We start from the raw sequence: 14,073 nt of genomic DNA on the forward strand, positions 1-14,073 counted from the left end.
CTTTGTAAAGCCACCCCCATTCTGGTCCGATGAGTCCCGAGGCATCGGGACGAATCAATCCAGCGGCTCATAATAAGTCCTAATCACCATTTATGTTTTTAAAGTCTCAGCAGGCTTCTTTGTAAAACCTCCCCCTTTCTGGTCCGCCGAAAAGCCGCAGGCTAATTCGGCAATCCAGTCATTTTACTTACAACTACTTATTTGAAAAGAAAGCCGACAATTGCACTACCATTGGGTTTTCTTTGTAAAGCCACCCCCATTCTGGTCCGATGCGTCATCGAGGCATCAGGACGAATCTATGGAGTTACCACTACAAAGAAGCCTGTTGAATGCTCAGGAGGTTTTTTTATTCTTCGCTATTAAATTATTATCTATCTTACCAACCTCAATTGGAACAACCTATGAAGTTACATACTAAAAAGATGAGGCACCCCAGATTATTGGTGTTATTATTTACAACTTTCCTTGTAATTGGGACAAATCAAAGCAATGCACAGGAAAAAATAGTTTCTGTCAATGAATTGAACTATGATACAACTGCTGGAACAATGAATTACAACGATGAACCCTTTAGTGGTGTTTGTCAAAACGTACGACCGAATGGTATGATTGCATTCACAGGTAGCTTTAAAGATGGGTTACAGGAAGGCATATGGTCCTATTATCGCCCAGATGGTAAGATAGAAGCAAGAAAGAATTACTCGAAAGGGATCCTAAATGGATACAGTGAGGCGTACTCAGAGTATGGCGATTTGGTAAAAACCAATTACAGGGATGGATGGGAATCCAGTGTTTTTACACTTGAGGGAGGCGCTCTGGATAACGAATATGATTTGAAAGCACCACTAAAAGTCGATGAGAAGGATATAACAGTTGCCTATGATGATTTGGAGTTAAAGGTTGATGGCAATTATAATGAACTGTACTACCTCAATGGAAATTTATATACAGGAGGGGTAAAACAATATAATCAGAATATGACTTTTGAAATATCAGGCTTTATAAAAGATGGAAGAAAAGATGGTGTTTGGATAAAAAATAACAAGGAAGGTGATTTACACATCAAACATACTTTCAAGAATGGTGAAAGGGATGGTTTGTCAGAGGAATACGATAATTATAACGGCAAACTTTATAGAAGAGAATATTGGAAGAACAATAAAAAAAATGGCCTTTCAGAAGATTTTGACTCATACAGTGGGAATATAAGATCAAAAGGAAACTATATAGATGATAAAAAAGAAGGCCTTTGGGAGTACTATTATGATGGACAGTTAGAAAGGAAAGTGAATTTTAAGAATGATATTGAGGATGGTTTTTATGAACAATATGGTTATGAAGGGCATGTTAAAAGCAAGGGGAATTACATAAATGGAAAAAAAGACGGGCTTTGGGAAGAGTACCATGAAAATGGAGAGTTACGGTGCAAGGAGAAATATATAAACGGTGCTAAAGATGGACTATGGGAAACTTATTATGACAATGGGCAATTGGAATCAACAGGAAATTATCTTGTGGCAAGAGATGATTTTGATACTAAAACAGGAGAATGGAAGCATTATTATAAAAACGGACAAATAGCATCCATTGGAAATTATTTTAGCAAAGACGATTACGCAAAAGACGATTATTTTTATTTGAATAGACAGACAGGGGAATGGAGGCGTTATTATGAGAACGGACAATTGTGGGAGCTTTCAAATTATAAGTATGGTAAGCGTTCCGGAGCGTACAAGAGCTATTATGAAAGTGGACAACTAGAATCAATAGGAAGTTATAATGGCGATGGCGTTTATGATGATAAAAAAATAGGAGAATGGAAGCGCTATTATCAAAACGGTCAATTAAATAGGATTGAAAATTTCACCCTCAAAGGCAATCGTTCTGGTGAATGGAAAAGCTATTATGAAAATGGACAATTGGAATCATTAGAAAACTATTTAAGAGAGGAAGAATATGGAGAGGAAGAGTATAGTGATATAAAAATAGGAGAATGGAAGCATTATTATGAGAACGGACAATTAAAAGATAGTAAAACGTATAAGGAAGGTCTTTCCACATTAGAATACAAGAGCTATTATGATAATGGACAATTAGAGTCAGCAGGAAGTTTCATTTATGATGATATAAAGATAGGAGAATGGAAAAACTATTATCAAAACGGGCAATTAAGACGGATTGAAAATTACATGGAGGATTATGGTCAACCAAATGGGGAGTGGAGGAGTTATTATGATAACGGACAAATAAGTGACATTCAAAATTATAAAGAAGGGCAGCCTTCTGGTGAATGGAAAAGCTATTATGAAAACGGACAGTTAAGAGAAATTAATAATTACAAGGACAATCGTTCTTTTGAGGTCAAGAAATATTATGATAATGGGCAATTAGGATTTATTGGAAATTATAAGAATGGTTTATTAACTCAAGATTGGAAAAGATTTGATAGAGAAGGAAAGCTCATTGAAAAAGGACCTATAGATTAGTGCTTTTTATATTGGGTATCGAATGTAATGGCCCTCTTTTAGGCCAAACGAGCTTTAGCGAGCTAATCCAGCTTCCGTTACACAGAGGCCCTTTGAGAAATCAAGGCGCTTTTCTTTTTTGTTTATAATCATTTAAAGAAAGAAAGAACTCATCAATGGTGTTCCGCATCTTAACATGATAGGTGAATTTCACATGTACGGTATTTCCCTTAACCTAAAGCTCTAATGACATGTAAAATAGAGCAATTAAAACAATTCTACTTAATTTTGTACTTGTGAAAAAGAGTGTGTTTCATATTCGAAAAATGGATTGTCCTTCGGAGGAGAACCTCATCCGCATGCAGCTTGACAAGCATGAATCCATTGTGAAATTGGACTTCAACATCGAAGACAGGAAGCTCACGGTGTACCATAAGGAAGATGACCAGGACATTTTGAAGTCATTGGATGCCTTACTGCTCGATACGACGCTCTTGAAGACGGTAACTACTGCGGAAAGGATTCAAAGCGATGCAACCATTCAGTCCAAGTTGTTGTGGCAGGTATTAATTATCAATTTTGTATTCTTTATTCTGGAAATGACTTTTGGTCTTGTGTCCGGATCAATGGGACTGGTGGCGGATAGTTTAGACATGTTATCCGATGCATTTGTCTACGGATTGAGTTTGCTGGCTGTTGGAGCCACAGTCGTAAAAAAGAAGAAAATAGCCGGATTCAGCGGATACGTTCAAATGCTCTTGGCAATCATCGGTGTTTTTGAGGTCTTTAGACGTTATTTCTTTGAAGAGGACATACCTGACTTTGTATTGATGATTGTTATTTCTGCTTTTGCGTTGGTTGCCAATGGCGTCTGCCTGTACTTACTTCAGAAATCAAAATCTAACGAAGCTCACATGAAGGCCAGTATGATTTTCACCAGTAATGACATCATTATTAATACTGGGGTAATCGTTGCAGGCGTCCTCGTAAGTATATTGGAAGACCGCTTGCCTGATTTGATTATTGGTTTGATTGTCTTTGTTGTAGTTATAAGAGGAGCTTTGAGAATACTGAGATTGGCAAAATAAATCTACGGTATATTGGTTACAGAAGATACCGTAATGTGAGGATTTTAAAGGGTTCAGGCGCAATGAACTATACACGTTGTTCTGCTTTCGTTATTTCTTCATGTATTAATCCAACTACTTTTTTACTCAAATCTTTTATTCCTTTAAACTAATTTAGTTGAAAATTCATTGACTATAAGTAGTCCCAACTTTGTGAAAATAATGGAGGTTAAACGGAATAGTGCAAATACCATCAAAACCTACAACTCTGTTGTAAAAACTACAGAAGGGTATTTAAACACACCTTTAGTCCGTGTTCCCCAACCCCGGCAACAGCACACCTACACATATCTACTCCGATGGCTCGGCCAGGTATCGGTCGAAGTATTCTATTAGTTTACCAAAGAGGTAGCGATCGTAATTCCGCTCACGGCTCCATCCATGCGTCGCACCCGGTGCAAAAGCAAAGTCGAAGTTCTTACCCTGTTTAATCAGTTCTTCAGCTAACATGGCCGTAGTCTTAAAGGGGACCACATGATCCTGCATGCCGTGGATGAACAGGAGTTTATCTTGCAGATTCGCGGCGTACTTGAGCGCTTTTCTTTCGAAGACCTCAGGGTGTGTCTGTGGGGTACGAACAATCGCAACATCGTCTGTGCCAAAGAACACTGGGTCCACAGCCGCAGCTGCAGCAATGCCTACCTGGAATAAGCCGGGCTTCTTCAACAACGAATAAACGGAGAGTGTGCCACCGTAACTGCTGCCCCAGATACCGATGCGATCGGGATCAACATAATCCAGTGACTCCATGTAGGCAACCGCACTTGCATAATCCTCTATGTCCATGGTGGCAAATCCTAACAGGAACGATTCACGGAATGCGCGACCATAACCGTCGCTGCCTCGCGAATCCACCTGCACAACAATATACCCCTTCCTGACCAGCAGTTGCTGTACGAGGCTGTAGTTACCAGCCCAGCGGTTCCTCGCTGTATTCGAATACACGGGCCCGAACAGCACCGGATACTTCTTGCCGGGCTGCATGTTGGTAGGTTTCAGAATCCGGGCATGCAGCGTGTAGTCATCTACAAGACTGGGGAAACTGACGTATTCGGCACCCACCCAGGTTCGTTCAGTGAAGGCGGGTAATGGCGAATGGGTTACTCGCTTAGCGGCACCACCCTTGCTGCTTACTACGTAAAGCTCAGGCGGTGATGTGTCGTTACTATGCATGAACACCAGGTTCTGGCCATCCGGTGAAGGATAGCCAACGTTTCGGCCGGCAAAACGCGTCACCTGCTCAGGTTCGCCTCCGGACATATTCAAGCGATACACATGTCGTTCGTATGGATTAACACCATTGCCTTCATAAAACAGTGTATTACCAGTAATCCTTGGGGCGGACAGCACATCATAGGAAGGATCTGTCAGGAGTTGTGGACTACGCTTAGACGTTGAGGGATCGATCGTATAAAGCCCGTACCGATCACCCATATCGCTTAAGAAAACGACCTTCTTTCCATCTGGATGCCAGTTAGATCCAAACGATGTGTACATACGGCGCTCTCGGACACCGCTCCAAATCTCGCGTGGTTGGTTTTCTCCAGGTGTAACAACGAACAATTTACGTTCAACCGCATTGTCGGATGCGATATCAACCAGCAGAGCACCTTTTGGTGACCAGTTAAAGTCGATGATCTGGTTGGCGCCAGGGTCTGGTAAATCAAGGTACACCATGTTACCGTTTTCTACATCGAGCAGGCCAACCTTACGAATCTCGTTTGGATCGCCCGGGTAACTTCTGCGTACTTCGTTGGGATTGGTTTCGGCAGCGAGGTAATTCGGGAATGGCACCTTTCGCATCTCACGTCTGTCAACGGAGTGAAATGCAATTGTATTGCCATCTGGGGACCACTTGTAGGTTGGCCCACTCCAGATGCCTGGACCGATTTCACGTTCCGGTCGGCTGTAATGCCCCTTTCCTAAGTTCGAGAGACTTGCAATACCAATCTTGGTGAGCCGGCGATTTTGTTTGGTAGTGAAGTCAGCAAGCCACAGATCACCGTTGCTTATATATGCCAAATGATTGCCCCCTGGTGATATCGACAGGTTATGTGCACCTGTCTCAACAGTCATCAATTCGAGGTCTTCTCCTTGACTCAGCGTTGTCTGCCAAAGTGTGTTAGCTCTAAGGCTGATGATCGTATTTGCATCAGCCCAGACCATATTGCGCACTGACGGGGATGACATATTGGAAATGAGGCGCACGTCCTTCCCATCGCTTGTGGATACCCAGAGTGCGTGCCCAGGATTTCCTGGTTCATTCCAGGAAAAGGCAAAGTGGTCGCTGTTCGGCGCCCATACAGGCGGTGACGGAATTGTTCCTGTCAGTTTTGGCGTTGCGAATAGGTCATCAAGGGTGAGATCATTCTCCTGCGCTTTGATGGTTAAGGTCATCGCCATCAGTAGGCCTGTTATCAACCATGTTTGCCAAAAAGAGATATTTTTCATGTGATTGTATTAATAATTGTCTAACATTGACTCACTTCATCATGATCATGTGATCTGAATTACCGGTCATTTCCCATTGGGTCAATGCTACAGGGATATTGCCAATGCGATTGATGCTATCAAAGAAATCACTGAGTTCGAATGCCTCTCCATTTAGCTCTTTCCTAAGAGCATATTCTGCCATGGCGGCTTCCAGCAAGTACTTACCCGTGATATAGCTTGTGCCATAACCCGGCTGTCTTAAATACAAGTGCTGCTCAAATAGCAATAGCTCTTTTTCAGTTTTCATCCAACCTCGAGGCGTATATTCAGAATGTATGCCACCGGCCTCTTCCATGGTCATTTCATTGGCGTGCGCATAGAGAGAACCTAATCCTCTGGCAGCCCTTTGTGCGATCATGATGTAGACGATTTCACGGACTCTGGGGTCATCATCATATAAGCCGGCATCCATAAACATTTCTTCCACTGCAGTGGCAGTACCCTCATTTCGAGAATCGAAGATGTTGTACAACAGTGGTCCTTTTCTGATCTCACTTGGGTTAGGCTCATTGTCCATTCTGGCCAGTTCAAACCAATGATAAAAGTGAGAGAAGAGTGGGCGAGGGTCATAATGAGAAGTGATATAGAAGAAGTTTCTCTTTTCCTCCGGAATAAAAGTACCCAAGTGCTCTCTTAAGGCAGGGTCGAAATAATCCTTCACCGTTAGTATATCCTCATTTTCTAAGAAGCTGATCAAACTCTTGGCTGCGCGATCGGCAAGGGCATCATAACGCTCTGGTGAATCTACGGCTATCAGTTCGGGGAGATCACGATTGCGATGTTCTTCCAATTTCAAAGCCGACCATGCACGAGCAACTTCTCTTTTTAGGATCATCACTTCATCTTCCCAAGTAAACGGAACCAAATGCACATTTTGCAAATACCAAGTGTAGTTACTCTTGCCTATACCTGAAGGACCTGTTTTCTTATCTGATTCTGCTTCCAGCCATTCTGCCAATTGATTTGTAGACGTTTGGGCTTTTTCAATAGCGGACATAAGGTCTTCATCAGCACGCACACCTGCAGCACTTTTCATGTCCTCGAGTACTTCAGATTGCTCCTTGATATCTCTGATACCCGCGATCCAGAGGTCTCTTGCATTGCCTGTAAGATTGGTTTTGGCCTGTGTGTTCAATGATGGGATTACAGCCAGATCATTGAGCATTCTTTCACGTTCTGCATTGCTCAGCGGAAATTCATAGGTCCACAATTCCAGGGTACCATGATTAGTGGGGCCTTCATGCGCTGGCACATCACTCTTGTAGGTCCATATGGTCTTGTAGAAAGCAGGGTCGCGTTCCCATGGCTTCAATACGCGATAGTTAAAATCAAAACCGTTCATCTCTGCCCAGACGACCATCCAATCCACTTTATTGGGGATAGACCAGTCAGTAGTGTCAATTGCAGCATGGCGTGCTCTTAATTGATCAAAAGCCGACATGCGCTGAGTGAAAGTGGCTTTCCGATAATCGGGTGCGCCTTCAAGTTTTGGAGGCATTTCGAAGGTTCTCCATTCTTTAAATAAAGCAACTAAATCCTGATAGTCTTTGGAAGTAAGGGTTTCAGTTTTGGTTTTACTGGTCCTTTCTTTCTTATCCGTTTGACAGCTAAAAAAGAGCATTAATAAAAGAGGAAGAATGACGGTAGTAGTTCTCATATGTTGATGGTATTTTTTCTTATTTTGGTCACAATGAAGGGTAACGGTTTAGTATATGAAGCGTAGCGACCGAGTGGGAGCTATGATTTCATATACGGTGTTGTGTTTAGTTTACCATTTGTATTTATTTACTCCACCAGTATCATCATTGGTATCATCAAAAAGATAGTCCAACAATTCAAAGAAATTATCAACTTGATCATTTCCTTTAATCGCACCATTAATACACCAATCATATTGCCCAAACGAATCTTGACCGGAGGATTTATCGTCAGGATGATACCACCCGCAATGGCTCCAGAATGAATTCTTTGTCTGCGAATATGTCTTGGTTCCTTGAGGGATAATTTGATAAACTCCGCTTTTTCCATTAGTGAAATTTTCGGTTTCAGGTAAAAAACCATGACCATAATATGAATCAATCACAAGTTCATTGATTAATTCACAAACATCTTTTGCCTTATTTTGGGTGTTAGAGGAGAATGATCCATTTGTGGCAATTTGACTCCAAAAGTGATATGCATCAATATATGGAAATGTCAGTTGTGCTATTTCTAAATTATTTGATGTGTTATGGTAATACCCTAAAGTGTTTTCGATAATATTATTGATAATTGCCTTTTCTTCATTGACTAAAGACCTTGAAGCTTCATCAATTATTAATTTCAATTCATTTATTTTTGAATTATCAAATACCCCCCAAGATGCCCATTGCTGGTTTTCATATATTTCTTCGAAAATCATTTTCGAAAAAGCTAAAGGTGTCATCTGATTGGGGTTTAATATGTTTTTTGATTCCACATCCGGAGACCTTGAATGAAGTTCAAGATCATTACTGGAATTAGTTACTAATCTTTCAAGTATTTGGTCATATTCCCAAGCACCAGAAAGAGGAGAAGAAGCAATGACATAATCTGCTGAAAAAGAGTTGTTCTCCGGCCTCCATTGGTATAAATTCTCCAACCCTGCCATTGAACAAACGTCCAAACCGAGAATGTCAACTGATTCATTTTTGCTCAACACCTTGGTTACTTCTGCAGGATAAAGTCGATCTCTATCTCCACTCTCGGCATCAGGACACATCCCAACTCCATTTCCATGAGACCTTAATACCAGGAGATAATGTTGTGCAGGGTAGTATTTTTTGCAATATTGTATGAATTTTTTCAATATCAAAGCGTCTGCCATATTTGCCTCATACGATCCCATAGCGTCAATTTCAGGAAGAAATTCTTTGCCGTCCAGTCGATTGTAAGAATTATGCTCGATTTGATACAATCTAGTATCGGTAAAGTTTCCATCTAAGGTTATAGAGTCTTCTGAAAAACCTTCAACTCTGTCAATAAGCAATACTAAATTGTAGTCCATGGATTTTTTACCTTTTTTCATTTCAGCAATATCACTTAATAAGTCAGATTCTGAAGAATTAGAGCCCACTGCATAATATATGATGGTCCACTTCTTGAGGCTTTGAGAAAAAGATATGCTGATAAAAAAAGTTAGCAGAATGGTTAAAGTATATTTCATGTTATAATAATTAAACACAACAGTTGTATAAACACAATTGTATTTATATCTATTATATTTATTCTACAATATAAGTATTTTTCTTACATTCAGAGATTAATAAAATAGCATTAATTGCAAATGACTACCCACACAACATATTATAACACAGGTCTCATTTTATGAGGTGTTTTACCATGACATATTCTAATGAGTGATAGTCGGTATTCCCAGTGTTAGGGAACTTTTGTTAGACCGTTTCTTAATAGGTATTCTAAAAATTGAAATCTCATAACCATTTTCAAAGGGATGAGAGCAAAGGCCATTGCTTATAGTCTTGATTAACGGTAGTTTATTTTTCAATAATTAAGTTTTCTAAATACCTAAGCGCCGAGGCTATGAGATTCTTCCGGTGCTTTGCCTTTTCATTATAAGATTCCAAAGTCTCTCTATCTAATTTCCGCCCTCTTACGAAAACGCAGGTCGGATTTTCAAGTGATGACAACGCCAAAAGAGGGTTTTCATCAACTAATAATAAATTAGCGATTTTACCCACCTCAACAGTTCCCATAGAATTCATAATGGCATGTGTTTTAGAAGCATTCACAGTGGCCGTTCTCAGTACTTCATAGTTGGAAAGACCTGCCTCTTTGTAAAATTTAAGCTCTTTATGTATTGAAAATCCAGGAGTGGTAACACCAATACCAGCGTCCGTTCCACAAACTATATTGGCACCTGCTTCATGCAGTTTTTGTACAATTGTAATATGAAAATCATGTTGATTCTTTATTCTACTGACTACAGTTGAATCGTTTTGTTTGGCATAAAACCAACGGTAAAATTGACTTTTACTGTCTGTTTTTTTAATTAGTGGATTCATAAACTCCAGTGATTCCGAATCTAAAATGGAATCATCCATCATCATTTGGTAGATATTATTAAACCCCGTAATTGTGGGACAATAACTGGTGTGTTTGGACTGTGCAATGGAATCAATAATAGGTTGCAGTTTAATGGCCTCTAAATCAAACTGCAAAGGTTGTTGTACAATTTCTTCGGCATGTTCAATAGATTTGATTTGTGGATTTAAATGATATGAAAACGGCACTTTTTGAGAAGGATGAGCTACGATATCAATTTCGGAAATCTTGGCTTGTTCAATCACGGCATCAAAGATTTCTTTATCCAATCCGTAGTAAGTTTTGATTAAGTCGTAACCTCTGTCTTTATATGAAATCACCTTTTCTTTAGCCTCACTGGGATTGGTTAGATTCAAATTATCGTCACCTATGAATTCTCGACCAGTAAGCTTTGGGCTTGTGGTAAAAAACGCTGGAGAAAAAATATTGTCCTTAATTAGGTCTTCTTTAATTCTTAAATGCATCGGCATACCCCATAAATTTCTAACAGCCGTTACACCATTTGACAGATAAAGACCAAGTTCATATCTATCCCACACATGAACATGCATGTCGATAAGACCGGGTGTTAGATATTTGTTTTTTGCGTCGAATATTTCAATTCCCCTGACCTCGATAGTGTCTGCAATCTTTTCAATTATACCTTCTTTTATATACACCATTTTATCGACTAAAACAGTGTCTTGATTCATCGGTATGATATTAACATGAGTAATTATATAAGAATTATTGGATGCCAGGTCATTCTTATCGATTTTTAAGTAGTCAGATCCCGATGAATCAACCCATAATATAATAATTCCGCACAGTGTAAGCACTCCAATGAGCCCGAAGATAATTTTTAAAAGCCGTTTTAGTATTTTCATTTATCCGTACCGTCAACAAGTTTATAAACACACCAGTGCGTTTATTTTTACCAAATTTAAACCAAAAAATGTATTTACCTATTACGTTTTAAAGAGCACTCCTGCAAGTCAATAATTATAATAATGTTCCTTCTACAATTAGAGTGTAATCAGAAATGATTACGCTTTTTTATGTTGTAAATTCTTTGTTTTTACTGTGTGGAATTGTCGCAATAAAGACATATATTGTTAGAATAAAACACTTTGCGTGTTTTTGAACTAATACAGGTTTGCTGAAAACTGAACAGAGTAGGCTAAATTTAATCAAAACGAAAATGAAAAACGTGATATTCTTATTAGCCCTCTTGATTTTTGCTTCTAATGGTTATTCTCAAAAACTGAAAACGTACTACATCGATTTTAAAGGTGAAAAAACATCAAAATCAAACGCAAAATTTCAACGTACGGTGAGGTATCAAAATAATATTTGGAATGTCCGGGATTACTATTTGAATGATTCATTATACCGAACGGGTAGCTTTACTGATAAAAAGCTTACACAAAAAACAGGAATACTTATGAGCTATTTCCCCAATGGTAAAGTGTCACGGACTGTTGCATTTGAAAACAATCTTAAACATGGAGATGAAAAATATTATTTTATTACTGGTAATATCTCAAGATCAGCACATTATGAAAAGGGCGAAGCCACTGGGAAATGGATTTGGTATAACCAAGATGGTAGTATAGAAAATGAATTAGACAACATTAATCCACATAGCCTTAAAGATAATTATACTAAAGCCCAATATCCCGGAGATAAAAAGGAACTAAATGAATATATTAAAAAAGTTGATTACAAATTAAGACAGGGGAACATGGTTTTTAATGGCAAGACAATTACAGGATTTAAAATTAATAAAGAAGGTGATGTAACCGATATCGATATTATTGTAAATGGTACTAAACAAATGGATTCAGCTGTTATTGAACATCTCTATAATATGCCCAAATGGAAACCTGCAAAAGCGAACGGTAAATATGTGGCTTCATATCATGTGATACCCATAGCATTCGGTCAACAAAATAATACAATGTTAAGCGACAAAAATATCGGTAATGCCTTCTATAATAGCAGCTTGAAGGATTACAAAGAAGAGAAGTTTAATAAAGCAATTTTTAAGCTTTTAAGGGCCATTAATTATGATCATATGGATGCGAAATATTATTTTTTATTGGGGCATTGCTATTTTCAACAGAAAAAACAGGATTTTGCATGCGAAAACTGGGCTATCGCAAATAGCCTTGATGGTGGAGTATTAAAAAAGGAGATTAAGGATTTATGCAATCTGAAGTAATGATAAATACAATGGGCGATAGGTATACTATTTAGACCTTAAAATAATATGATGAAACTGAGCACCGTTGCGTTAACCTCTTATGTATTAAGCCTGTTGTTCTTTGTAGTTGTATTCAATATCGGGAATACCCATAGTCAGGAGCAAGAAAATGACCTATCGTTCAAAGATCTGGATAAGACGACGGATTTAATGGGAATAGAGGTGTATTTATATAACGGGAATCCTTTCAATGGAACAGCAAATTATATTAACAGAAGGGGACGCATAACCGGTAAGATGAATTTCCTGGATGGACGAGGACAAGACCTGAAATAATCGAATATTCCCGAAATGAATTCCTTATAAAATCAAGCAGGACTTTATTATGGTATAAATTTTATTTTGAGGTAGGAGATTCAGAGGTTCAGTTGTTATATAGGTAGTAACAGCAATCTAAATTAAAAGCTATGACAAGCAGACGCATTAAAAACGGCTTTGTTCTTCTCGTATTTACGGTGATGTTAATGGCGTGTTCCTCCAGTGACGACACCCCCGCAAACGATAACACCAAGAGCCAAATTGAAACGAATTTAAAATCGAGCACCTGGGTGATAACGAAATACATCGATAGTGGTGTGGATGAGTTGTACCATTATACCGGTTATGAATTCACATTTGGAGACAACAATGTGCTGACAGCTACCAATGGGACAAACACCATTTCGGGAACCTGGAATATCTCAAACAGCAGCAGCAGTTCAAGCAGCAGTAATGATCTGGATTTTAATATATTCTTTTCGTCACCACCGGATTTCGAAGAACTTACGGATGATTGGGATATATTGACCCAAACGTCAACAAAAATTGAGCTTATCGATGTCAGTGGAGGAAGTGGAGAAACAGACTATCTGACATTTGAAAGAAATTAACTGTTAGAAAAATAGTCACTTCAGTGTTTTGAGATTCAATTTTGTAGTAGCACCTTTAAAAAATAAAAGCGCCTTGATACCTCAAGGCGTTTTTTATGTAATGATATTTTATTTTATGCAAAAATACCCCGACTTATTGTGGTTCCATTTGGGCAAGTCTCGCAGGCGGTACCACATTTTCAACAGGTTTCATGCTTTTCAGGTAGGCAAAAAGGGCCTTAAGATCCTCGTCCGTCATTTTCCCAAAATCCTCCCACGGCATTGGGGGAAGAATCGGTCTGCTGCCTTCCAGTCCCTTGTGTTTTCCTTTGCGTAATGCCGTAAAGAATTGTTCTTCAGACCAGGTGCCAATACCGGAATCGTCAGGGGTGAGATTAGCAGCAAAAGAGGTACCCCAGGGCCCGGTTGTTGAGGTAAGACCCATTGTGAAAAGCACATAGCCCTTTGCCGTTTCCTCATCATAGGGCGGTAAGGCTTCATCGGAAGGATGACCGGATAACAGTCTGTCCGGATCTGCAATAGGACCTCGGTCACTCATTATCTTTGGGGAATGGCAATGATGGCAACCCCCCAACTCAACTATGTATTTGCCTCTTTCCAGTTGTTCAAGAGAGTCCAATGGCTGGGCTTCGACTAAGGCATCGCTACTTTGTTGCTCTTTGTTTGTATTGCAGGAGATCATAAAACCCAGCAATAAAAGTGGTACTAAGAATGTTGTTTTCATGAGTTGTATTGATTAGTTACTGTGTTGGTTACAGTCTAAATATAATCAATTAATTCATTAGGTTATA

General features: G+C 39.2%; 10 protein-coding genes. 5 read left to right on the plus strand and 5 right to left on the minus strand.

The features are described from left to right. Window positions 1-422 precede the first annotated feature (422 nt). Entirely contained in the window at window positions 423-2,486 is a 2,064-nt protein-coding gene (locus MR041_RS06875; protein WP_242092862.1) for a toxin-antitoxin system YwqK family antitoxin, read from the plus strand. 275 nt (window positions 2,487-2,761) lie between these two features. Then, window positions 2,762-3,553 (plus strand): cation efflux transmembrane domain-containing protein, encoded by a 792-nt coding sequence (locus MR041_RS06880; RefSeq protein WP_242092863.1) that lies wholly within the window; start codon window positions 2,762-2,764, stop codon window positions 3,551-3,553. Window positions 3,554-3,883: 330 nt separating this feature from the next. On the opposite strand, the gene MR041_RS06885 is transcribed toward MR041_RS06880, so the two are convergent. The 4 genes from MR041_RS06885 to MR041_RS06900 all read right to left on the minus strand — a co-directional run bounded on the left by MR041_RS06885 (window position 3,884) and on the right by MR041_RS06900 (window position 11,034). Then, on the minus strand, window positions 3,884-6,043 hold the full coding sequence (locus MR041_RS06885) for a prolyl oligopeptidase family serine peptidase (protein WP_242092864.1): 2,160 nt from the start codon (window positions 6,041-6,043) through the stop codon (window positions 3,884-3,886). Between the two features lie 31 nt (window positions 6,044-6,074). Further along, window positions 6,075-7,742: a hypothetical protein gene (locus MR041_RS06890; RefSeq protein ID WP_242092865.1), complete on the minus strand. Its 1,668-nt coding sequence runs from the start codon at window positions 7,740-7,742 to the stop codon at window positions 6,075-6,077. Between the two features lie 111 nt (window positions 7,743-7,853). Next, window positions 7,854-9,269 carry a clostripain-related cysteine peptidase gene (locus tag MR041_RS06895; protein ID WP_242092866.1) on the minus strand — a complete coding sequence of 472 codons (1,416 nt, stop codon included), beginning with the start codon at window positions 9,267-9,269 and terminating at the stop codon, window positions 7,854-7,856. A gap of 331 nt (window positions 9,270-9,600) precedes the next feature. Then, entirely contained in the window at window positions 9,601-11,034 is a 1,434-nt protein-coding gene (locus MR041_RS06900) for an amidohydrolase family protein (protein ID WP_242092867.1), read from the minus strand. Window positions 11,035-11,303: 269 nt separating this feature from the next. Between MR041_RS06900 and MR041_RS06905 the strand changes: the two genes are divergently transcribed. From MR041_RS06905 to MR041_RS06915, 3 genes are all read left to right on the plus strand, one after another. Continuing rightward, complete coding sequence (locus MR041_RS06905; protein ID WP_242092868.1) at window positions 11,304-12,371, plus strand: energy transducer TonB; 1,068 nt, start codon at window positions 11,304-11,306, stop codon at window positions 12,369-12,371. Between the two features lie 48 nt (window positions 12,372-12,419). After that, entirely contained in the window at window positions 12,420-12,689 is a 270-nt protein-coding gene (locus tag MR041_RS06910; protein WP_242092869.1) for a hypothetical protein, read from the plus strand. Window positions 12,690-12,820: 131 nt separating this feature from the next. Continuing rightward, a complete protein-coding gene (locus tag MR041_RS06915; RefSeq protein WP_242092870.1) occupies window positions 12,821-13,282 on the plus strand; it encodes a hypothetical protein in 462 nt (153 codons plus the stop codon). Window positions 13,283-13,415: 133 nt separating this feature from the next. Here the strand turns inward: MR041_RS06915 and MR041_RS06920 are convergent, their stop codons facing one another. Beyond that, window positions 13,416-14,006 carry a c-type cytochrome gene (locus tag MR041_RS06920; RefSeq protein ID WP_242092871.1) on the minus strand — a complete coding sequence of 197 codons (591 nt, stop codon included), beginning with the start codon at window positions 14,004-14,006 and terminating at the stop codon, window positions 13,416-13,418. Window positions 14,007-14,073 lie beyond the last annotated feature (67 nt).

It is taken from the genome of Aestuariivivens sediminicola (assembly GCF_022662015.1).
In the GTDB taxonomy this organism is placed as follows: domain Bacteria; phylum Bacteroidota; class Bacteroidia; order Flavobacteriales; family Flavobacteriaceae; genus Aestuariivivens; species Aestuariivivens sediminicola.

Excerpts from the sequence above, each read along its gene's own strand:
- MR041_RS06920 (WP_242092871.1), bottom strand. The coding sequence starts at position 14,006 with ATGAAAACAACATTCTTAGTACCACTTTTATTGCTGGGTTTTATGATC.
- MR041_RS06895 (WP_242092866.1), bottom strand. The coding sequence starts at position 9,269 with ATGAAATATACTTTAACCATTCTGCTAACTTTTTTTATCAGCATATCT.
- MR041_RS06875 (WP_242092862.1), top strand. The coding sequence starts at position 423 with ATGAGGCACCCCAGATTATTGGTGTTATTATTTACAACTTTCCTTGTA.
- MR041_RS06890 (WP_242092865.1), bottom strand. The coding sequence starts at position 7,742 with ATGAGAACTACTACCGTCATTCTTCCTCTTTTATTAATGCTCTTTTTT.
- MR041_RS06885 (WP_242092864.1), bottom strand. The coding sequence starts at position 6,043 with ATGAAAAATATCTCTTTTTGGCAAACATGGTTGATAACAGGCCTACTG.
- MR041_RS06900 (WP_242092867.1), bottom strand. The coding sequence starts at position 11,034 with ATGAAAATACTAAAACGGCTTTTAAAAATTATCTTCGGGCTCATTGGA.
- MR041_RS06915 (WP_242092870.1), top strand. The coding sequence starts at position 12,821 with ATGACAAGCAGACGCATTAAAAACGGCTTTGTTCTTCTCGTATTTACG.
- MR041_RS06910 (WP_242092869.1), top strand. The coding sequence starts at position 12,420 with ATGATGAAACTGAGCACCGTTGCGTTAACCTCTTATGTATTAAGCCTG.